The following is a 22004-nucleotide window of genomic DNA, read 5'->3' as shown; positions in this document are numbered from 1 at the left end:
CGGGTTAACTCCCGCCCGCTTTCGTTACAGGCTCTCGGCGCTTTTTCTACGCCCCAACGGCGTGCGCAAGCGCTGTGACAAAATCACTCCCAACAGCGCGACGCCGCCGCCAATCAGATGGTAGCTCTGCAAATGCTCGTGCAGGAACAGCACCGCGATAATGGCGGTAAACACCGGTGCCAGATTCATAAAGATCGACGCCTTGTTGGCTCCCAGGCGCATCACCCCCTGGATCCACAGGAACGGCGCGGCAATCGAGGCCGGGATACCAGCAAACAGCACCAGCGGGATGTTCTGGCTATTCAATTGCACATCATGCGCCATCAGGAAGTTCGGCAACAGCAGTAGCACGCCAAATACGATCTGCACATATAGCGACTGCCAGTTGGGCAGTGGGATCGCCCAGCGCTTGGTCAATACGCCGTACAGGGCGTAGGAGGCTGAAGCGCCAAACATCATCAGTTCACCTTTGCCGATGCCGTGTTGCAGCAGCAACCCCGGCTGACCTGCGCTCACCAACCACACCAGCCCGCCCAGCGACAGGATGCTGCCCAGTGCGATACCCACGGTGGGGGCGACGCGCAGCACAAAAATACCGATTAACACCGTCAGCAGTGGGATCAGGGAATTGAGAATACCCATAAACAGCGCGCTGACGCTGTGTGCGGCGTAATAGGCCAGGCTCTGGTAGAGCACCATCCCCAACAGACCGAGGATCAGCAATTTCCACCAGTTGGCGCGTATGGCTGGCCAATTGCGGATCGCGCCAGGCAGCACGAAGGGGGTAAGCACGATCAGCGCTAATGCCCAGCGATAGAAGGAGATAGCCGCCGGGTCGATGGCGGTTGCCGACACTTTGCTGACCACGGCGTTAATCGACCAGATCAGCACTGCCAGCAGGGGAAAAATCACGTTCATGATAATTATTCTCAACAACCTATGCCCTATGAATTTCAAGCTGCGGCTAGGCGACAAGCTTACTCATCCCCAGGAGCTTACTTTTGGGTAAGTGACTGGGGTGGGTAAGTGCAGGTAACAACGCTGCAGCTTGAAAGACGACGGGGATATAACATGCTGGCTAGTCTACCCGTGTCTGATTTATAATATATAGTTAAAACCAGACAGTATTTCGCGAAATCAAGACAACATCACCATGGCTGAAACTCGTAATTACCCTACCGCAGACGTCGCTGCACCGCGCACCCTATTTTTCCGCTGTGAGGAAACCAATGCGGATACCGAATATTCACCGCACAGCCACACTTGGGGGCAGTTGATTTGTGTCAAAACCGGGGTGATCGCACTGAATATCGCCGGACAACGCTTTTTGGCCCCGCCGGAGTTTGCCGTCTGGCTGCCACCGGGGATGGAGCATTCCAGCCATAACCGCAAGCCGGTACTGTTTCGCACCATCAATATCGCCAAGTCGTTGTGCGTGGGCTTGCCGGAGGAGGCGTGCTTAATCAACGTCTCGCCGGTGTTCAGCGCCATTGTTGAGGACTGCCTGCTGCGCAAGATGCTGGAGCCGACGAGCGAAGAAGATCTGCGCCTGTGCCGGGTGTTGATTGACCAACTGCGTATTTCCCCGGTTCAGCAAACCTATCTGCCGACCACGCAAGATAAATTCCTCGGCCCGGTGCTACAGGCGTTGGAACGCTGCCCATCGGACAACACCTCTTTGGCGGTGTGGGCCAGCAAGGTTTATACCACCGAACGTACGCTGTCGCGCCGCTGCCAGCAGGAGTTGGGGATGTCGTTTAGCGAGTGGCGGCAGCGCCTGCGCTTTTTACATGCGCTGTCACTGCTCGAACAGGGGAAAACCGTTCAGGAGGTAGCGCTTGATGTAGGTTACAGCTCGGCATCCGCGTTTATTGTGATGTTCCAGCAGATCGCTGGCACCACGCCGGAACGCTTCCGCCGGGCATAACCACGCTGTCGGGCTATCAACTGGCCCAGACGACGTCGAAGCGCACGTTGACATCGCCACTCCAGGTACCTGCTGGCAAGGTGCTGAAGTCGGTCACCGGCGTGGTGCCATCAGCCGTCGCACCAATGATGCTGAAGTCGAAGTGGTCTTGCGCACTAACGCGGCCAGACTGCGGGGTGGCGTGGGCAAGTTTCTTCAGATTACCGCCGGATATCCCGGCAGAGGTATCAATCAGGGTCGTTTCGGCGGTTTTTGTTATTGCCGCGCCGTGGTGTTTAACCCCCACTTCCAGGGTTGAACCGGTGGTGTCCAACTGAGTCAGGGTATTGGAAACCAGTTTGGCGGTCAGTTTAACCGCGCTTCCTTCGCCTGCGAGAGCCACGTCGAACAGACCTTGCGGGCTGTTGAAGCGTTTACTGCCTTCGGCATAGTGGAAATACAGGCTGCCAATCGGCGTAACGACCAATTGGCTGACGGTGTCTTTCACCGCTATTGCAGGCCAGGTGGCGACGGCTTGTGTCGTCATCTCCTCTGCCTGAGTGGTACCTACGGTGGTGAGTGTTGCAACGATCGCCAGAACAAGTGTCACTTTTTTCATGGTTAACGCCTTTGATGTTCGATTGGTTTTTATCCGTCAGTCGGTAGCTAACGCCAAAGATCGCCTCCCTGCGTGATGATCTATCGGAAAGAACTCCATAAAGCTTAGAAGAAAAAATCGCTATTTCACCGGGCATAACTCGCTTGGGTTTCCAAGCCATTCGGTGGCACACTATTTTGTAGCTACTGCTTACCTATACCCTATGAATTTCAAGTTGCAGCTAGGCGACAAGCTTACACATCCTCAGGTGCTTACTTTTCGTAAGTGACTGGGGTGAGTAAGTGCAGGTAACAACGCTGCAGCTTGAAAGGCGACGGGTATATTCCTGGAGAATTACGTGAAGATATTGGTTGATGAAAATATGCCCTATGCGGTGGATCTGTTTAGCCGTTTGGGGGATGTGCAGGCTGTCCCAGGTCGCCCGATCCCAACCGATGCGCTGGCCGAAGCCGATGCCTTGATGGTGCGCTCGGTGACCAAAGTGAATCAGGAACTGTTGTCTGGCACCAAGGTAGGCTTTGTGGGCACCGCTACGGCGGGGACCGACCATGTGGACGAAGCATGGTTGCAGCAGGCGGGGATTGGTTTCTCGGCCGCACCTGGCTGTAATGCCATTGCGGTAGTGGAGTATGTGCTTTCGTCGTTAATGCTGCTGGCGGAACGCGATGGCTTCGCTTTACGTGATAAAACCGTGGGGATTGTCGGGGTCGGTAATGTTGGCTCTCGTCTGGATGCTCGTTTGCAAGCTTTGGGCATACGTACGCTACTGTGCGATCCACCGCGCGCCGATCGTGGCGACGGCGGTGAATTCTGGCCATTGGAAAAGCTGGTGGCAGAGGCGGATGTACTGACGTTCCATACCCCGTTGAACAAAACCGGCCCGTATAAATCATTGCATCTGGCCAACGCGGATCTGCTGGATGCTTTGCCGGACGATTGCATTCTGATCAACGCCTGTCGTGGTGCCGTGGTGCATAACGCCGCGTTGCTGAATGTGTTGGAGCGTGGGAAAAGGCTGAGTACGGTACTGGACGTGTGGGAGCCGGAACCGGATCTCAGCGTGCCATTGCTGGATCGGGTGGATATCGGGACTGCCCATATCGCCGGTTACACGCTGGAAGGAAAGGCACGCGGCACCACGCAGGTGTTTGAAGCCTTTGCCCAACATCTGGGGCGGCCACAACATATCGACCTGGCCTCGCTGTTGCCGGTGCCAGAGTTCAGCGAAATTCGCCTCAATGGCCCGCTGGATGAAGCCAAGTTAAAACGATTGATGCACTTGGTGTATGATGTGCGCCGCGATGATGCGCCGCTGCGGCAAGTTGCCGGGCTGCCGGGTGAGTTTGATCGCCTGCGCAAGCATTATCAGGAACGCCGGGAGTGGTCTTCACTGCTGGTGCAGTGTGATGACAGCGCCAGTGCCGAATTGTTGCATAAACTGGGCTTCGGCGTTCGCTAACAGCGTAAGGTTGCCTTAAGCAATAAGCGTTAACGTTTATCGGGCGGTAAATGCACCGCCCGATTGCATTTGAATCAAATACTCTGGAGAAACCCAATGTCTGACGGCTGGAATATCGCTCTGCTCGGTGCCACTGGCGCAGTAGGTGAAGCGTTGCTGGAATTGCTACAGGAACGCCAGTTCCCGGTGGGTGAACTCTTTCCTTTAGCCAGCGAACGTAGCGCCGGTGCGACGGTGCGCTTCAACGGCAAGTCTCTGTTGGTCGAAAACGTAGAAGAATTCGACTGGTCGCAGGCGCAGCTGGCGTTTTTTGTTGCCGGTAGCGAAGCCTCTGCCCGTTATGCGGATGATGCTGGCAATATGGGCTGCCTGGTGATCGATACCAGCGGCTATTTTGCCCTGGAGCCGGATGTCCCGTTGGTGGTGCCTGGCGTTAACCCGCAGGTACTGGCGGATTATCGCAACCGTAATATCGTGGCGGTGGCCGACAGCATGGTAAGCCAATTGTTGACGGCGATTAAGCCGTTGACCGAACAGGCCGGGCTGTCCCGCCTGCACGTCACCACGCTGATGTCGGTTTCGGCACGCGGTAAAGTTGCCGTGGACGACCTGGCTGGCCAGAGTGCGCGTTTGCTGAACGGCATTCCTGCCGAGCCGGGCGTGTTCGCCAAGCAGTTGGCGTTTAACCTGCTGCCATTGATGACCGATGAGCAGGGCAGCGTGCGTGAAGAGCGTCTGATCGTCGATCAGGTGCGTAAGGTGTTGCAGGATGAAGGGCTGCCGATCTCGGTAAGCTGTGTTCAATCACCGGTCTTCTATGGTCATGCGCAAGTGGTGCATCTGGAAGCATTGCGCCCGATAGCCGCAGAAGAAGCTCGCCACGAGCTGGAGCAGGCTGAAGACATTCAACTGAGCGAAGAAGATGACTACCCGACTCAGGTTACCGAAGCCTCCGGTAGCGATATGCTGAGCATTGGTTGCCTGCGCAACGATTACGGCATCCCCGAGATGCTGCAATTCTGGTCGGTGGCCGATAACGTGCGCTTTGGCGGCGCGTTGATGGCGATCGAAACCGCTGAGCGGCTGTTGCAGGAGCAGATGTACTGATGTCCGAGGTGGAGTTGCCAACCCAGCCAATGCTGAAAATTGCGCTGGGGATTGAGTATGACGGCAGCCGTTATTACGGCTGGCAGCGTCAGCAAGAGGTCACCAGCGTTCAGGCCTGCCTGGAAAAAGCGTTGAGCAAGGTGGCGGACGCGCCGATCGGCGTATTTTGTGCCGGGCGAACCGATGCCGGGGTACACGCCACCGGGCAGGTGGTGCATTTCGAAACCGCCGCACTGCGCAAAGATGCCGCCTGGACGATGGGGGTGAATAGCCATTTGCCGCCGGATATCGCAGTACGCTGGGTGAAAGAAGTCGGCAGCGATTTTCATGCTCGTTTCAGCGCCACCGCGCGGCGTTATCGCTACATTATTTATAACCACCGCTATCGCCCGGCGATTTTACAACAGGGGGTGACGCACTTTTATCATCCGCTGGATGCCGATCGCATGCATCGTGCGGCGCAGGCCATCTTGGGGGAAAACGACTTTACCTCCTTCCGGGCGGTGCAATGCCAGTCGCGCACGCCGTGGCGAAACGTAAAACACGTTAAGGTTACGCGCTATGGCGAATATATCGTGGTAGATATAAAGGCCAACGCTTTTGTTCATCACATGGTGCGCAATATTGTAGGCAGCCTGATGGAGATTGGCTGTGGCAATCAGGATGAGAACTGGATGGGCGAGCTGTTGGCGCTGAAAGATCGCAGCCTGGCGGCCGCTACCGCACGGGCCGAAGGCCTGTATCTGGTCGCGGTTGATTATCCAGAGTCGTTCGCATTACCCCGGCCACCGATGGGGCCGCTGTTTTTAGCCGACGATTAACTGGCCGCATGGCAGATTAATGCGTTATTTTGGGGCGCAAACGCCGGGTGGGAGAGACACCCGGTCAATTGAGAGAGTTTATGGACATTATCAAGTTTCTGATTGATTTTATTTTGCATATTGACGTGCACCTGGCAGAACTGGTCGCACAATACGGTATGTGGGTTTACGCTATTCTGTTCCTGATCCTGTTTTGTGAAACCGGGCTGGTGGTCACGCCGTTCCTGCCAGGGGATTCTCTGCTGTTTGTCGCTGGTGCGCTGGCCGCGCTGCCTTCCAACGATCTCAATGTGCATACCATGGTGGCGTTGATGGTGATTGCGGCGGTGATCGGCGATGCCGTCAACTACACTATTGGACGGCTGTTCGGCGAAAAGCTGTTCAGCAACCCGGATTCGAAAATTTTTCGTCGTAGCTACCTGGATAAAACCCACCAGTTTTACGAGAAACACGGCGGAAAAACGATTATTCTGGCGCGATTTGTGCCGATCGTGCGTACCTTTGCGCCGTTCGTCGCCGGTATGGGGCATATGTCCTATCGCCATTTTGCTGCCTATAACGTGATTGGTGCGCTACTTTGGGTGCTGCTGTTCACTTATGCTGGCTACCTGTTTGGCGACTTGCCGATCGTGCAGGAAAACTTGAAGTTGTTGATTGTGGGCATCATCCTGGTATCCATTTTGCCCGGCGTGATTGAAATCTGGCGCCATAAACGCGCGGCTGCCCGCCAACAAAAACAGTAAAAACACCGCTTAACCCGTCGGTTCGACCAGTTTTTTATCCACAGTGTCGGGCCGATATGGTTTAATGAGCGACATTTATGGTCTGTTCCCGCGAACGGCCCTGAAGCCAATGCTCTGGTAGCGCACCCGCTGCGCTGTACTCGGCATGTTTTGGGTGTGTTTTCGGGGGGATTGTTAAAGCATGAACAGCGGACGTGTGTCTGCCAGGTTCAAACAGAAAGGTCATCGATGAGCTGGATTGAACGAATTCTCAATAAAAGCAATGTTACGCAAACCCGTAAGGTGAGCATTCCTGAAGGGGTCTGGACCAAATGCGATAGCTGTGGTCAGGTCCTTTACCGCGCCGAACTGGAGCGTAATCTTGAGGTGTGCCCCAAGTGCGACCACCACATGCGTATGTCAGCCCGTATGCGTCTGCATACCCTGCTGGACGAAGGCAGTGAAGTGGAACTGGGCAGCGAGCTGGAGCCGAAAGACGTTCTGAAGTTCAAGGATTCCAAAAAATACAAGGATCGTCTGGTTGCCGCACAGAAAGCCACCGGCGAGAAAGACGCGCTGGTGGTGATGAAGGGCACGCTGTATGGCATGCCGATCGTCGCCGCTTCCTTCGAATTCGCCTTTATCGGGGGGTCGATGTCTTCCGTGGTCGGCGCGCGCTTTGTGCGTGCGGTTGAGCAGGCGTTGGAAGATAACTGCCCGCTGGTGTGTTTCTCAGCCAGTGGCGGTGCGCGTATGCAGGAAGCGCTGATGTCGCTGATGCAGATGGCAAAAACCAGCGCCGCGTTGGCCAAGCTGCAAGAGCGTGGTCTGCCATACATTTCGGTGCTGACCGATCCGACCATGGGTGGCGTGTCTGCCAGCCTGGCGATGCTGGGCGATATCAACATTGCCGAGCCAAAAGCGCTGATCGGCTTTGCCGGGCCACGGGTTATCGAACAAACCGTACGCGAAAAACTGCCGCCGGGCTTCCAGCGCAGTGAGTTCCTGATTGAAAAGGGCGCTATCGACATGATCGTGCGCCGCCCGGTGATGCGTCAGACCCTGGCCAGCATTCTGTCCAAGCTGACCAACCAGCCGCAGCCTCATTTCGATGAGAGCGCGCCGGTCATCGCTCAGGAAAATCAGGCCGACGCCTGAGGAAAAGACAGAGACCCGGCATAGGTACAAGCCCATGCCGGGTTCCGCCGCCACTTTGTGGCTAAGTTGCGGCGGGAAACGAAGAACATCGCTTTTGACGCCGTCAGGGCGCTGTGTCTTACGGATTTATGAACCCAAAGTCAGTGATGGGACTCATGCAAAACCACCAAATTCCCCAAGCCACGTCGCCATTGAGCTCGTGGCTTTACTATCTGGAACGTCTGCACAGCCAGGCGATCGAACTCGGCCTGGAGCGTGTACAACACGTTGCGGCGCACCTCGACCTTCTCACTCCTGCCCCTACGGTATTTACCGTTGCCGGGACTAACGGCAAGGGCACCACCTGCCGCACGTTAGAGGCCATTTTGCTGGCGGCCGGACTGCGGGTCGGGGTCTACAGCTCACCACATCTGGTGCATTACACCGAACGGGTGCGCATTCAGGGCGAAGAACTGAGCGAGGCCGAACACAGCCGCTCCTTTGCCGCGATTGAGGCTGGCCGGGGCGCAACCTCGCTGACCTATTTCGAATTTGGCACCCTGTCGGCGCTACAATTGTTTAAACAGGCCAAGCTCGACGTGGTGATCCTGGAAGTGGGGCTGGGTGGGCGTCTGGACGCGACCAATATCGTCGAGCCAAGCGTTGCCGTGGTCACCAGCATCGCGCTGGACCACACCGACTGGCTAGGCCACGATCGTGAAAGCATCGGCCGCGAGAAGGCGGGGATTTTTCGTGGCGGCAAGCCTGCCGTGGTCGGTGAGCCGGATATGCCACACAGCATTCGGCAGGTAGCGCAAGATCTCAGCGCGCAGCTGTATCGTCGTGATGAAGCCTGGTCATTCAGCGAACAGGGCGAACGCTGGCAATGGGAAGGGGATGGCACACGCCTGACCGATCTGCCTATGCCTAACGTCCCCTTGGCGAATGCGGCAACGGCATTGGCTGCGCTGCATTACTCAGCGCTGGAAATCGATGAGAAAGCGATTTTTGCCGGTTTACAGCAGGCGGCTTTGCCAGGGCGTTTTCAGACTGTGCAGCATAACCCGCAGCTGATCCTCGACGTTGCCCATAACCCGCATGCGGCGGCCTATCTGGCCGGGCGGTTGGCGAAGCTGCCACGCAATGGCGGTGTGGTACGCGCCGTGGTGGGGATGCTGTCGGACAAAGACATTGCCAGTACGTTGGCCTGCCTGAGCGAACAGGTGGATGAGTGGTACTGTGCGCCGCTGGAAGGCCCGCGCGGGGCCAGCGTTGAGCTGCTGGCGCAGTATTTGACGGAACCACGCCAGTTTGCCGATGTCGAAACTGCCTGGCGTCAGGCTATGCAGGACGCGGATATTCAGGATATTGTGATCGTCTGTGGTTCGTTCCACACCGTGGCACATGTGATGGCGGCGTTAGACGAGAGGCGGGGAGTGTGAGTGGCAAGTAAATTTCAGAATCGACTGGTTGGTACCGTGATTTTGGTTGCCCTGGGGGTGATTATCCTGCCGGGGTTGCTTGACGGCAAAAAGAAGCATTATGAGGATGAGTTTGCGGCGATCCCGCTGGTACCTAAACCGGGCGATGCGCATGAAATCGATGTGATCCCGCCGGCCAATCAGGCGCTACCGTCAGTGCCGCCGGAGGGGGCGGGTGCTTTGGTTGAGCAACAGCAGGCCGCCGCCGAGGCTTCCGCCCAGCAGGCGGCTAATCAAACTACTCAACCGCGGCAGCAGCCTGCGGTGGTTGCTCCGCCGCCAATCGAAACCAAGCCGGTTCAGCAAGTTAAGCCTAAGCCAGTAGAAACCAAACCGGTGGAAGTGAAGCCCGTGGAAGTGAAACCCAAGCCGGTGTCACCGCCGCCAAGGGTAGAGCCAAAGCCGGAAGTGAAACCAGAGCCGAAGCCGGAAACCAAGCCAGCGGTTGAGGAAAAGGCACCGGCGGGTCAGGCTTACGTGGTGCAGTTGGGGGCGTTGAAGAATGCCGCCAAGGTCAATGAGATCGTCGCTTCGTTGCGTTTGTCTGGGCATCGGGCGTATACCGTGCCATCCACGCCGGTACAGGGTGAGATCACCCGTATCTACGTTGGCCCGGATGCCTCGAAGCAGAAGCTACAGGCGTCACTGCCGGAGTTGAATGGCATCAGTGGTTTAAGCGGGCAGGTGAAGGCGTATAGCGCACGTTAATTATACCCGTCGTCTTTCAAGCTGCAGCGTTGTTACCTGCGCTATCTCACCCCAGTCACTTACCCAAAAGTAAGCTCCTGGGGATGAGATAGCTTGTCGCCTAGCTGCAACTTGAAATCCATAGGGTATAAGCCGGTAGTTTTTCCCTAAATATCAGGAGGGAAAAGAAATGGCATCACAACCGGCAATAGTGACTCGGACGATCCCCTCTCCCTGTGGGAGAGGGTTAGGGTGAGGGGCCGATCGCTGAAGTGAATGCCCTTAACGCGCTCAAGGAGGAGTCATTGGCAAATCACTACTAAAAATGTGCCTACGCAGGCCAAAGATCCTATGTAGGTGCGGCGATTAGCAATTTTTGCATCGCCGTTTTTTATTTGTTACGTGGTGGGAAATCCGCTACGCAAACGTTTTCTTTTTCTGTTAGAATTCGCCGCGATTGGATGCAGGGGCGATTCATCATTGGAATAGTTCATGGTCTGGATTGATTACGTCATTATAGCGTTGATTGGATTTTCGGCTCTGGTGAGCCTGATCCGAGGTTTTGTTCGCGAAGCATTGTCACTTGTGACATGGGGATGTGCGTTCTTTGTCGCCAGCCATTTCTACCCATACCTTGCAGCCTACTTCACCCGTTTTGAAGATGAGCTGGTACGTAACGGCATTGCGATTGCCATTTTGTTTATCGCAACGTTGATTGTGGGCGCTATCGTTAACTATGTGATTGGGTCACTGGTAGAGAAAACCGGGTTATCGGGCACCGATCGGGTGCTGGGCGTGTGTTTCGGCGCACTGCGCGGCGTGTTGATCGTCGCGGCGATACTGTTCTTCCTGGATACCTTTACCAGCCTGTCGCAAAGTGCGGACTGGAAACAGTCACAGCTGGTCCCCCAGTTCAGTTACATCATCAGATGGTTCTTTGACTATCTGCAAAGCACGTCGAGTTTCTTACCAACCCAATTACCGGGGCGGTAGCGGCTTAGAGGAAAAGACAACATGTGCGGTATTGTCGGTATCGCCGGTTTTATGCCGGTAAACCAGTCGATTTATGATGCATTGATGGTGCTTCAGCATCGTGGACAGGATGCCGCTGGCATCGTCACTATTGATGCCCATAATGGGTTCCGCCTGCGCAAGGCCAATGGTCTGGTGAAGGATGTATTTGAAGCCCGCCATATGCTGCGTTTGCAGGGCAATATGGGCATCGGTCATGTGCGTTACCCAACGGCTGGCAGCTCCAGCGCTTCAGAAGCTCAACCTTTTTATGTCAACTCGCCGTTCGGCATTACGCTGGCACACAACGGCAACCTGACCAATGCCCACGAACTGCGCCAACAGCTGTTTGAACGTGGCCGTCGTCATGTCAACACCACTTCCGATTCCGAGATCCTGCTGAACGTGCTGGCCACCGAGCTAGACCGTTTCCCGCATTATCCTCTGGAGTCCGACAACATTTTTACCGCCGTTGCCGCGATGCATCAGCAACTGCGTGGCGCTTATGCCTGCGTAGCCATGATTATCGGCCACGGTCTGGTGGCGTTCCGCGATCCTAACGGCATTCGCCCGCTGGTGATCGGCAAACGTGAGCTGGAAGATGGCCGCTGTGAGTACATGGTGGCCTCTGAGAGTGTGGCGTTGGATACCTTGGGCTTCGACTTCCTGCGCGATGTGGCGCCGGGTGAAGCGGTGTATATCACCGAAAAAGGCCAACTGTTCACTCGCCAGTGCGCCGAGAACCCAAAAACCAATCCCTGCCTGTTCGAATATGTCTATTTTGCCCGTCCTGATTCCTTTATGGACAAAATCTCCGTCTACAGCGCCCGCGTGCGTATGGGGCAGAAGTTAGGTGAGAAGATTGCGCGCGAATGGGAAGATCTGGATATCGACGTGGTGATCCCGATCCCGGAAACCTCTTGCGATATCGCGCTGGAGATTGCCCGCATTCTGGATAAGCCGTATCGCCAGGGCTTCGTCAAGAACCGCTATGTTGGCCGCACCTTTATCATGCCGGGCCAGCAGGCGCGCCGTAAATCGGTACGCCGCAAGCTGAACGCCAACCGTGCCGAGTTCCGTGACAAGAACGTGTTGCTGGTGGATGACTCCATCGTCCGTGGTACCACTTCGGAGCAGATCGTGGAGATGGCGCGTGATGCCGGGGCCAAACGGGTTTATCTGGCTTCTGCCGCCCCGGAGATCCGCTTCCCTAACGTTTACGGTATCGATATGCCGAGCGCGACGGAGCTGATTGCCCATGGACGTGAAGTGGACGAAATCCGCCAGATTATCGGGGCAGACGGCCTGATTTTCCAGGATCTGGAAGATCTGATTGCCGCCGTGCGCGAAGAGAACCCGGACATCGTCCAGTTCGAATGCTCGGTATTTAACGGTATCTACGTGACCAAGGATGTTGACCAGAGCTATCTGGAATATCTGGAAACGCTGCGTAATGACGATGCCAAAGCGTTGCGCGGCCAGACCGAAGCAGAAAATCTGGAAATGCACAACGAGGGCTAACTCGCCTGCCCTGTGTCACCAAAACGGTGCACCGTAGCGTTAGTTACGGTGCACTGTCTTTTTCCGGCGGTTAATCTGCGAAGGTTGCTGCAAAGCCTACCCCGATTCGGCTATCCTTACGGGATATTCCCGGCAGAGGCCAGTTTGATGAAAAGACTCATTATCGGTATTTCCGGCGCCAGCGGCGCTATCTACGGCGCGCGCTTATTGCAGGTGCTGCGTGACGTGGAAGAGGTGGAAACTCACCTGGTAATGAGCAATGCTGCACGCCAGACATTGGCGTTGGAAACCACGCTAAGCCTGCGCGACGTTCAGGCTTTGGCCGATGTGGTGTACGATGCGCGCGATATTGCTGCCAGCATTTCTTCCGGCTCTTTCAAAACTATGGGAATGGTAATTTTACCGTGCTCAATCAAAACCTTATCTGGCATCGTCAACAGCTATAGCGACGGGTTGCTGACTCGCGCTGCCGATGTGGTGCTCAAGGAGCGCCGGCCATTGGTGCTCTGCGTACGTGAAACGCCGCTGCATCTGGGCCATCTGCGGCTGATGACGCAGGCAGCGGAACTGGGGGCGGTGATTATGCCGCCGGTCCCGGCCTTCTATCATCGTCCGCAAACCGTTGACGATATTATCGATCAAACCGTAAATCGGGTGATCGACCAGTTTGATATCGAACTGCCGCACGATCTCTTCACGCGTTGGCAAGGCGTTAATTAACTATTTTACCCTCAAATTTATACATTTGTGCAACATCGCACTGATTTAGTGCGATTGATGCATCATAATGATCCCGCTTCACCATGCACTCTGTATCCGAATCTTGCTGGTTTTCCATGGCGAAGCCCGAGTTTGCCGTTCATTTTGTCGTTCATTGTCTCTGGGAAGTGCTTTGAACAGAGCGTGGCCGTTCCCCACGCTTGATAACGACAAAGTGGCATGATTACTGCAGATCCTGTGTGTGATGAAAGTAATGCCCGTAGTGGCATCGGCAAAAATATCCATTTGAGGGTACTTATGAAAAAGCATGCTTTGGTTCTCCCTTTGATCTTGGCTTTGAGCGCGGCTGGCAGTGCATTTGCCGCATTACCTTCCACGCTGAAAATTGGTACCGATCCTACCTATGCGCCTTTTGAGTCGAAAAATGCGCAGGGTCAACTGGTTGGGTTCGATATCGATCTGGCTACCGAACTGTGCAAACGCATAAACACCAAATGTACCTTTGTGGAAAGCGATTTTGACGCGCTGATCCCCTCCCTGAAAGCGAAGAAAATCGACGCTATCATCTCCTCTCTGTCCATTACTGAAAAACGTCAGCAGGAAATTGCCTTTACCGACAAGCTGTTTGCGGCCAACTCACGCCTGATCGCGCCAAAAGGCTCCAAGATCCTGCCAACTGTCGATGCGTTGAAGGGCAAAAGCATCGGCGTATTGCAGGGGACCACCCAGGAAGCCTATGCGATTGCCAATTGGCAGCCAAAAGGCGTGACCGTGGTGCCTTACCAGAATCAGGATCTGGTGTATGCGGATCTGGCTTCCGGGCGTATTGACGCCGCGTTTCAAGATGAAGTGGCGGCAAGTGAAGGCTTCCTGAAGCAGCCCCCGGGCAAGGAATACGCGTTTGCCGGTGAGTCGGTAAAAGACGATAAGTTCTTTGGCGTGGGCACCGGCATGGGCTTACGTAAGGATGAAACCGAGCTGAAGGCGGCGCTGGATAAAGCCTTTGCCGAAATGCGCAAAGACGGCACCTACGACAAGTTTGCGAAAAAATACTTCGACTTTGACGTTTACGGCGGCTAATACCTGTCTTGTACTCTGCGATGGTAACAGGCCCGGTTTTCCGGGCCTGTTCTGGCTGGAGTGTCGCGACGTGCTCAATGACGACAGGGTGACGTAAATGCTACAAGGTTACTCCCAACTGATATTTGAGGGGGCTCTGGTGACGCTGGAGCTGGCCCTCAGTTCCGTATTGCTGGCAGTGGTGATTGGTTTGATCGGCGCTGGCGGTAAACTTTCACAAAACCCTGTTATTGCCACGATCTTTGGTGCCTATACCACCTTGATCCGTGGCGTGCCGGATCTGGTGTTGATGCTGTTGATCTTCTACGGTCTGCAAATTGCCCTCAACACCGTGACGGAGTCTATTGGTTTCTCACAGATAGATATCGATCCGCTGGGGGCGGGCATCATTACCCTGGGCTTTATCTACGGAGCCTATTTTACCGAGACCTTCAGGGGGGCCTATCTGGCTGTGCCACGTGGTCAGATCGAGGCGGCGACCGCCTTCGGTTTTAGCAACGGGCAGATTTTCCGCCGTATTCTGTTTCCGGCCATGATGCGTTTTGCATTACCCGGCATCGGTAATAACTGGCAGGTGATCCTCAAGGCGACGGCCTTGGTCTCCATTCTTGGTCTCAACGATCTGGTAAAAGCCACGCAACTGGCCGGCAAGGGCACCTATCAGCCTTTCTTTTATGCCATTGTCGCAGGCCTGGTGTATCTGCTTTTCACCACCCTTTCCAACGGCGTATTGCTGTGGCTTGAGCGGCGTTATTCACTGGGTGTCAAAAGGGCCGAACTATGATCGATATCCTGCATCAGTACTGGCAGCAACTGCTGTGGACCGATGGTTATCGCTATACCGGCGTGGCGGTGACGCTGTGGTTGCTGATCTCATCGGTGGTGATGGGCGGCCTGCTGGCCATCCCGATGGCGGTGGCACGGGTTTCTTCCATCCGTTGGGTGCGCTACCCGGTGTGGTTGTATACCTACGTTTTTCGCGGTACGCCGCTGTACGTACAACTGTTGGTATTTTATTCCGGCATGTACAGTCTGGAGATCGTGCGGGGTACCGAACTGCTCAACGCGTTTTTCCGCAGCGGATTAAACTGCACCATTTTGGCATTAACGCTGAATACCTGTGCCTATACCACGGAAATCTTCGCCGGGGCGATTCGTGCGGTACCTCATGGGGAAATTGAGGCGGCCAGGGCCTATGGGTTTTCCAGCTTTAAGCTGTATCGCTGCATTATTTTGCCTTCGGCGCTGCGCTCGGCATTGCCGATGTACAGCAACGAGGTCATTCTGATGCTGCACTCTACCGCGCTGGCCTTTACCGCCACGGTGCCGGACCTGTTGAAAGTTGCCCGCGATATCAACGCGGCAACCTACCAGCCGTTTTATGCCTTTGGCATTGCGGCCGTGTTGTATCTCATCATCTCTTATACGTTGATCAGCCTGTTCCGCAGGGCGGAAAAACGCTGGATGGCGCACGTAACTCATCGATGAATGACGGGGAATTCACTATGCCTGACCAAAAATTAGCCGTCACCGAACTGCACAAGCGTTATGGTGACCATGAAGTGCTGAAAGGGGTATCCCTGGCGGCCAATGCGGGCGATGTGATTAGCATTATCGGTTCTTCCGGCTCCGGTAAAAGTACCTTTCTGCGTTGCATCAACTTCCTGGAAAAACCCAGCGAAGGCGCTATCAGCCTGAATAATGAAAATATTCGCATGGTGCGGGACAAGGACGGCCAGCTAAGAGTCTTCGACAAGAAACAGCTGCAATTGTTGCGTACCCGCCTGACCATGGTGTTCCAGCATTTCAACCTGTGGAGCCACATGACGGTGCTGGAAAACGTGATGGAAGCGCCCATCCAGGTATTAGGGTTGAGCAAGGCCGAGGCGCGCGAACGAGCGGTACGCTATCTGGATAAGGTTGGTATTGACGCGCGCGCGCAGATTAAATACCCGGTGCATCTCTCCGGTGGGCAACAGCAGCGGGTTTCTATTGCCCGGGCGTTGGCGATGGAGCCGGAAGTCTTGCTGTTTGATGAGCCAACGTCGGCGCTGGATCCTGAACTGGTGGGCGAAGTGCTGCGCATTATGCAGAAGCTGGCAGAAGAGGGGAAAACCATGGTGGTGGTGACGCATGAGATGGAATTTGCGCGCCATGTTTCCAGCCACGTCATTTTCCTGCATCAGGGGCTGATTGAAGAGCAGGGGCCGCCAGCGGAAGTCTTCGGCAACCCCAAAAGCACGCGTTTACAGCAGTTCCTTTCTGGTGCGCTGAAGTAGATATTTTGCCCCTCACCCTAACCCTCTCCCAAAAGGAGAGGGAACCGATCGAGTGGGTTTGCAAGTTCGGTGACGTACCTGTTGAGTTGACCTTATTACTTGCAAACGAGTAGGGGTGAGGGCTAAGCCTGCTGATTGATCACATCATCCAACGCCTGTTCCAGCTCAAAGAAACGGAAAACAAACCCCGCTTCTTCCAACCTCCTCGGCACTGCCCGCTGCCCACCCAGCACCAACACCGCCGCTTCCCCCATCAACAACTTCATGGCAAAGGCGGGTGCCCGTATAAACGCGGGGCGATCCAGCACCTTGGACAGGGTGGCGGTGAACTGTTCATTATGCACCGGATAAGGGGCCACCATATTGAAGGGGCCACGCAGCGGGGGATTATCCAGCAGGAAGATGATGGCATTGACCATATCGTCAATATGGATCCAGGGCAGGTACTGACGGCCATTGCCGATCGGCCCGCCTAAACCCAGGCGGAATGGCGGCAGCATCTTCGCCAGCGCTCCACCTTTGGGCGACAGGACGACGCCGGTACGCAACAGGCAGACTCGCGTATAGCTACTTTGCGCCCGCAGGGCCAGCGCCTCCCAGCGTTGACACAGCTGGTGGGTAAATTCATCGTGCGGGGTTTCGTCTTCCGTCACTACCGCCTGACCTTGATCGCCGTAATAACCGACCGCCGATCCGGAAATCAGCACCGAAGGCGGCGTCTGGCTAGCCGCAATCAGCGTGGCCAGGCGTTCGGTCAAGTCCCAACGGCTGCGGCACAGTAGCTCTTTCTGCGCCTTGCTCCAGCGCTTGTCAGCAATCGGCTCACCCGCCAGGTTGATCACGGCATCAAAACCGTCCAGAGCGTGAAGCTCATCGAGCGAAGGCAAGTAGCTGAGCCGATCGCCAAACTTATCCCGTGCCTTGGCGACGTCGCGCGTCAACAGGGTGAGTTCATGCGAAAGGTGCAACAGTTGCCTGGTCAGGCTACTGCCGATCAACCCAGTTGCGCCGGTAATCAGGATCTTCATGTTCGGCCTCCCTGGTAGGGGTGAGTGCTAAGCGCTTTCCCGTTGGTAACTCATGGTCATGGAAACCGAGTCGGCATAACGTAGGGCCAGCAGTTTATCTATCTCTACTTCAGCATAGGTCACCCATGGATGTTGTTTCACTATGTCGAGCACATCCTGGGTTAATTTTTCCAGCAGCGCGAAGCGGTTGTCTTCGATATGACGAATGATCGCCTTGGTGATGGTGCGATAGTTGAGGGCGTCGTCGATGTCTTCGCTGTTACGCGCCTTGTCCGCCGGGTAGTGGATCGCCACGTTGATCAGAACGTCCTGACGGTTGTTGATTTCTTCTTCCTTGATACCGATGAAGGTGCGTAACCGCAGGTTTTTAATACGGATAATGGCATCGGGTTGCTGGCATGGCATCAGAGATTCTCCGGAGGTCTGATTGTTTGTACTCAGAATACACGGAAAGTGAAGAAAAGATAATGTAGCCAGACGCTTAAAGAGAGCAACGCGGGGGAGATCACATCGGTTTTCGAGAGTTATCCCCTCTCCGTACACCGAGAGGGGCTGGCTTGCATCAGGCTTGCTCTGCCAGTTGGTAGGCACGTTCCGTTGCCGGACGGTTGCGAATGCGTTCAAACCAGTTACGCACCGCCGGATAATCTTCCAGATCGATGCGCTGGCGCGGGTGAGATACGACCCAGGGATAGGTGGCAATATCGGCAATGCTGTAGTTGTCACCACCCAGATAAGGGTGCCGCTGCAATTCGGTTTCCAGCACGCCATACAGGCGCTTGGTTTCCTGCTGGTAGCGTTCTATCGCGTAGGGGACGGGTTGCGGAGCATAGTGATTGAAGTGATGGTTTTGACCAAGCATCGGCCCGAATCCGGCCACCTGCCAGAATAGCCATTGCAGTGTCGCAGCCCTTTCGCGTACCCCTTTGCTGAGCAGTTTGCCGGTTTTCTCTGCCAGATAGAACAGGATCTCGCCCGATTCAAATACGCTGATCGGGGCACCGCCGTCCACGGGTTGTTGGTCGACGATAGCGGGGATTTTGTTGTTAGGGGAAATGGCCAAAAACGCTGGGGTGAATTGATCGCCAGCACTGATATTTACGCGATGGATACGATAAGGTAAACCAACCTCCTCCAGAAACAGGGTAATTTTGTGCCCGTTTGGAGTCGGTGCGTAATACAGATCAATCATATGATAATACTCCTTATAAAACAGCAAGATAAGATGAGCATGGATCGGTTGGTATGTTTGAGGCTATGGCGCACCCTGATGGTGCCAGTGGGGTTTGATCAAACAAACGCCACAACGGCTTTCTCTGAGAGTGCTGAGGGTACTGTTACAGCTTATACGATCGCATGATGTTGGATCCAGGCTTTGGTGTGCGGAGTGTAGATGGAGAGGGGGTAGGAAGAATTAAGGCGTTTTAACCGGCTCCTGGCCTAGGGGCAGTTGCATGCTGCCCCGTCTAGCCTGTCACAGCCTCAAGGATGCAAATATTGAGGCCTTTTGCTGCTGATCTTTTTCATCGCCCGGTTTTTATAGCAGTTAATGGTTTTTAACCTGAGCTTGAGCTTTTTGGCTATCTCACAAGGCAGAGCACCGCTGTAGATTTCGTTAATGATGATCAGCTCTCTGGTGGTCAGATACTGGTGGCTCGTTGTTTCCGTTGCCTCGGTATCAAGTTCATCCGGCATCGTAGTGAGCGGGAACATCGAAAGCAAGATTTCCTCTACGCGGGCATTTTTATCCAGAGTGATAAAATGGTTGTACATATCCGGGTTGGTCAGGCACAGGCTGTTTTCATACAGCAGAATGATCCTGGCATTCAACGTGCCCTGTTCCAGGGCGCTATAGAGCGCGGAACAGGCACCGTAGTAATTAATAAAGCCGCAGCTGCAATCCAAAATAAGAAAGTCACAGGCGTTATTTTTCAGCTCTGGCAGCGTGTGGCTCTCGAATGTCTCTTTTTCAAAAGGCAATTCATGCAGCGCTATTTTATCGTGGGCCAACGTTTCACCGTGCCTGAGCAGCGCGTGCAAACCAGCGGCGTAATAGCGGTCATTACCCACCGTGTAGAAATGAATATCAGGCATAGATGATCATCCTAATCAGTAATAATCCTATCTGGCGCACGCTTTGGCGAATGGGCCGCAATCTGCACGATTACGTGCACGGTTTGGTGCCGATTTTTTGACAATCAGAATGCGTTTTTACCGCATGTGCAGCAGCAGCTCGCCCCCTCAGTGTAGGGAGGGACTTTCCCTACGTAGGTGATAGAAATATCACAATGTGGGCAACAGGCTACAGACTCGCAGTAAGCCATTAACTTAACTCATTCTATTGATTTATATTGATAAATTATATTGCATAGGATAGCAGAGTTGATTTTAATGATCAATAAAATAGATCGATTGGATAAAAACAATTGATTTTATCGATAAGTTACCAATTATTTCAATGAAATCAAAAGATAAGTTCATGCATCATCACTGGCTAATGAATGACTGAGAATAATCTTATATATTCGTTTGGGGTATATGTTCAGCTTCTATTATGGAAAATAGGGATTGTTCATATTTCCCGTCAGGGAGTGGTTTTCTGCTGGCATATTGCCGCCCAAAACCAGGAAAAACTGAATAATAGCCGGTGGGATAAGCCGTTTTGGCTGAAGGGAATTGCCGCTGGATTATTGATCTATATTGCCCCCGATAATGACCGGGGGCACTGGGGATTAGCTCAGGAAATCTTCACGCTGAGGGGTGAAAGTATCCAGTAAGGTTCCGGCCTCCAGGCACACACAGCCGTGTACTACATCGGGCTTTTTGTACAAGGTATCTCCGGCAGCCACTTCCTGGGTGACGCCATCAATGGTGAAGCTGAAGCGGCCGGAAAGCACATAGGTCAGTTGCTCGTGCGGGTGGCTGTGCAACGGGCCGACAGCGCCTTGGGTAAAGTTGACCTCTACCGCCATCATGGTGCCACCATGAGCGAGAATACGGCGTGTAACGCCATTCCCCAAATCTTCCAGCGCGCAATCCTGTTTGTAGATAAACATGGTTATTCCTCAGTGAAGCTGTGCTATCAAGCAAAAAGATCTTCTGGCAAGCGGGCCAGATACAGAGCGGGCTCACCCTCAAAATCGGAGGTGAACAGCACTTGCCGGTTATCCGGGGTAAAGGAGGGGTGCGGATGCGTAACCTGGCGGTCACCATTCAGCACGCGCCATGAACTGTTATGTGCGGCCAGGCGAGCCTGCCGCTGTTGCTTGGCATCGAATACGTAAAGCCACGGATCGTTCTCAATGGTGTAGCCCTGTGCATCCTTGATATCAACCGGGGTAGCCGAGCCGTCGCCCACCAGCAGGCTGCCATCGTAGTTGCTCATCAGGTGGGAACAGGCAGGCATACTCATTACCACCTCATCCTGGCCGGTTTGCGGATCGTAGCGGCAGATATTGCGCTGTTGCTGACCTTTCATATAAGAGACGTACATCAGGGCCGAGCCGTCCGGCACCCAGAATTCGTGCGTGCAACTCTCGCCTGGGGCGTGATCTTTTACCTTACGCATATTGCTGCCGTCTTCGTTGATCAGCCACATGCGGGCATCGACCAGATCGTGCGGCCCTTCATGGCAGAAGGCGACGCAGTCACTATGATGTGGGCGATAGATTGGGTGGCCCAACCAGAGACGGTCCTCATAGATCACGCGTGATTCACCGCTGGCCAGATCGACACGCAACAGGCGGCAATGCGGGTTTTTGGTGAAGAAGCTGTGGAAAATTTTCCAGTCGGTCAGGGGTTGCCAATCCTGGCGATCGATTTCGATGCCCACCAGGCTGGTACATTCACTATTAGCCACCCAGGTGCCGTAGCCAACCCACTCTTCAGGCACGCGATAAACGGTTTGTTCATTACAGTTGCTCAGCTCGACCCGACGCAGCTCACGCTCATTTTTCACGTAATACAGGAAGCGATCGTCCGGCGATAAAAAGCCGCCGAAGGTGTTATCGCCAGGGCCTTCGGTCAGCTGCACCGCTTGCTGCAGTTGCAGATCCAGCAGGTAGTAGTTGCGGTTACCGTCAAATTCGCCGGCAAACAACAGCTTGCTGCCGTTGTTGGTGAAACACTTCTGGTAGAAGTAGTTGCGGTGGCACAGTACCTCAGGCGGCGTCAGGCGGGTGATTTGTGCGCCAGTACCGGCATCGGTCGTACGATGGAAATTGAACTTGTGGATTGAACCTTTAGCCACGATGGCCTCCCTTGACCTTATCGATAAACCGCCGCTGTTCAGACGATCCTTTAACAAAAACAAAACATCGTTTCATAAATTTAGAAAAATGATATCAAAGTGACGAATAAGGCCAACCCGAACGGGTGATTTATGAGAGCTGTATCGCATAAATCGTTGCTGTTTGCACGATTGATA

At 54.5% G+C, this 22004-nt stretch carries 23 protein-coding genes; 15 read left to right on the top strand and 8 right to left on the bottom strand.

Annotated features, from left to right (window positions below):
* Positions 1-24: 24 nt before the first annotated feature.
* On the bottom strand, positions 25-918 hold the full coding sequence (locus ACRDCA_RS26085; protein ID WP_438692107.1) for a DMT family transporter: 894 nt from the start codon (positions 916-918) through the stop codon (positions 25-27).
* Between the two features lie 235 nt (positions 919-1153).
* Here ACRDCA_RS26085 and ACRDCA_RS26080 point away from each other — a divergent pair, with 235 nt between their 5' ends.
* Positions 1154-1927, top strand: a complete 774-nt coding sequence (locus ACRDCA_RS26080; protein ID WP_438692106.1) for an AraC family transcriptional regulator — start codon at positions 1154-1156, stop codon at positions 1925-1927.
* A gap of 16 nt (positions 1928-1943) precedes the next feature.
* On the opposite strand, the gene ecpA is transcribed toward ACRDCA_RS26080, so the two are convergent.
* Complete coding sequence (gene ecpA / locus ACRDCA_RS26075; protein ID WP_438692105.1) at positions 1944-2525, bottom strand: common pilus major fimbrillin subunit EcpA; 582 nt, start codon at positions 2523-2525, stop codon at positions 1944-1946.
* Positions 2526-2862: 337 nt separating this feature from the next.
* Between ecpA and pdxB the strand changes: the two genes are divergently transcribed.
* The 14 genes from pdxB to hisP all read left to right on the top strand — a co-directional run bounded on the left by pdxB (position 2863) and on the right by hisP (position 16550).
* Positions 2863-3984 (top strand): 4-phosphoerythronate dehydrogenase PdxB, encoded by a 1122-nt coding sequence (gene pdxB, locus ACRDCA_RS26070; RefSeq protein WP_438692104.1) that lies wholly within the window; start codon positions 2863-2865, stop codon positions 3982-3984.
* A gap of 96 nt (positions 3985-4080) precedes the next feature.
* Positions 4081-5091, top strand: a complete 1011-nt coding sequence (locus tag ACRDCA_RS26065; protein WP_438692103.1) for an aspartate-semialdehyde dehydrogenase — start codon at positions 4081-4083, stop codon at positions 5089-5091.
* Complete coding sequence (gene truA, locus ACRDCA_RS26060) at positions 5091-5912, top strand: tRNA pseudouridine(38-40) synthase TruA (protein WP_438692102.1); 822 nt, start codon at positions 5091-5093, stop codon at positions 5910-5912. The genes ACRDCA_RS26065 and truA overlap by 1 nt, the downstream gene beginning before the upstream one ends.
* 80 nt (positions 5913-5992) lie before the next feature.
* Positions 5993-6655 (top strand): DedA family protein, encoded by a 663-nt coding sequence (locus ACRDCA_RS26055; RefSeq protein WP_438692101.1) that lies wholly within the window; start codon positions 5993-5995, stop codon positions 6653-6655.
* 228 nt (positions 6656-6883) lie between these two features.
* Positions 6884-7792, top strand: a complete 909-nt coding sequence (accD, locus tag ACRDCA_RS26050) for an acetyl-CoA carboxylase, carboxyltransferase subunit beta (protein ID WP_438692100.1) — start codon at positions 6884-6886, stop codon at positions 7790-7792.
* A 155-nt stretch (positions 7793-7947) separates the two neighbouring features.
* Positions 7948-9213: a bifunctional tetrahydrofolate synthase/dihydrofolate synthase gene (gene folC / locus ACRDCA_RS26045; RefSeq protein ID WP_438692099.1), complete on the top strand. Its 1266-nt coding sequence runs from the start codon at positions 7948-7950 to the stop codon at positions 9211-9213.
* Positions 9214-9960, top strand: a complete 747-nt coding sequence (gene dedD, locus ACRDCA_RS26040; RefSeq protein WP_438692098.1) for a cell division protein DedD — start codon at positions 9214-9216, stop codon at positions 9958-9960.
* Positions 9961-10431: 471 nt separating this feature from the next.
* Entirely contained in the window at positions 10432-10932 is a 501-nt protein-coding gene (cvpA, locus tag ACRDCA_RS26035) for a colicin V production protein (protein WP_025120694.1), read from the top strand.
* Positions 10933-10953: 21 nt separating this feature from the next.
* Complete coding sequence (purF, locus tag ACRDCA_RS26030) at positions 10954-12471, top strand: amidophosphoribosyltransferase (RefSeq protein ID WP_438692097.1); 1518 nt, start codon at positions 10954-10956, stop codon at positions 12469-12471.
* 147 nt (positions 12472-12618) lie between these two features.
* Positions 12619-13191, top strand: a complete 573-nt coding sequence (locus ACRDCA_RS26025) for a UbiX family flavin prenyltransferase (protein WP_438692096.1) — start codon at positions 12619-12621, stop codon at positions 13189-13191.
* A gap of 297 nt (positions 13192-13488) precedes the next feature.
* Positions 13489-14271: a lysine/arginine/ornithine ABC transporter substrate-binding protein ArgT gene (gene argT / locus ACRDCA_RS26020; protein WP_438692095.1), complete on the top strand. Its 783-nt coding sequence runs from the start codon at positions 13489-13491 to the stop codon at positions 14269-14271.
* Positions 14272-14368: 97 nt separating this feature from the next.
* Positions 14369-15055 (top strand): histidine ABC transporter permease HisQ, encoded by a 687-nt coding sequence (locus ACRDCA_RS26015; RefSeq protein ID WP_438692094.1) that lies wholly within the window; start codon positions 14369-14371, stop codon positions 15053-15055.
* Positions 15052-15759 (top strand): ABC transporter permease, encoded by a 708-nt coding sequence (locus ACRDCA_RS26010; protein WP_025120689.1) that lies wholly within the window; start codon positions 15052-15054, stop codon positions 15757-15759. The genes ACRDCA_RS26015 and ACRDCA_RS26010 overlap by 4 nt, the downstream gene beginning before the upstream one ends.
* Before the next feature lie 17 nt (positions 15760-15776).
* Complete coding sequence (gene hisP, locus ACRDCA_RS26005) at positions 15777-16550, top strand: histidine ABC transporter ATP-binding protein HisP (protein ID WP_438692093.1); 774 nt, start codon at positions 15777-15779, stop codon at positions 16548-16550.
* 122 nt (positions 16551-16672) lie between these two features.
* Here hisP and ACRDCA_RS26000 read toward each other — a convergent pair whose 3' ends face one another.
* The 6 genes from ACRDCA_RS26000 to ACRDCA_RS25975 all read right to left on the bottom strand — a co-directional run bounded on the left by ACRDCA_RS26000 (position 16673) and on the right by ACRDCA_RS25975 (position 21827).
* Entirely contained in the window at positions 16673-17578 is a 906-nt protein-coding gene (locus ACRDCA_RS26000; RefSeq protein WP_438692092.1) for a TIGR01777 family oxidoreductase, read from the bottom strand.
* A 27-nt stretch (positions 17579-17605) separates the two neighbouring features.
* Entirely contained in the window at positions 17606-17983 is a 378-nt protein-coding gene (folX, locus tag ACRDCA_RS25995) for a dihydroneopterin triphosphate 2'-epimerase (protein ID WP_438692091.1), read from the bottom strand.
* A gap of 157 nt (positions 17984-18140) precedes the next feature.
* Positions 18141-18770 carry a GSH-dependent disulfide bond oxidoreductase gene (gene yfcG / locus ACRDCA_RS25990; RefSeq protein WP_438692090.1) on the bottom strand — a complete coding sequence of 210 codons (630 nt, stop codon included), beginning with the start codon at positions 18768-18770 and terminating at the stop codon, positions 18141-18143.
* Between the two features lie 290 nt (positions 18771-19060).
* Positions 19061-19672: a LuxR C-terminal-related transcriptional regulator gene (locus ACRDCA_RS25985; protein WP_438692089.1), complete on the bottom strand. Its 612-nt coding sequence runs from the start codon at positions 19670-19672 to the stop codon at positions 19061-19063.
* A gap of 638 nt (positions 19673-20310) precedes the next feature.
* Positions 20311-20634 (bottom strand): cupin domain-containing protein, encoded by a 324-nt coding sequence (locus ACRDCA_RS25980; RefSeq protein ID WP_438692088.1) that lies wholly within the window; start codon positions 20632-20634, stop codon positions 20311-20313.
* Between the two features lie 26 nt (positions 20635-20660).
* Positions 20661-21827: an oligogalacturonate lyase family protein gene (locus tag ACRDCA_RS25975; RefSeq protein ID WP_438692087.1), complete on the bottom strand. Its 1167-nt coding sequence runs from the start codon at positions 21825-21827 to the stop codon at positions 20661-20663.
* Positions 21828-22004: the final 177 nt, after the last annotated feature.

It is taken from the genome of Serratia sp. (in: enterobacteria) (assembly GCF_051654945.1).
Classification (GTDB): domain Bacteria; phylum Pseudomonadota; class Gammaproteobacteria; order Enterobacterales; family Enterobacteriaceae; genus Chania.
This window is presented reverse-complemented; position numbering and strand designations above follow the sequence as displayed.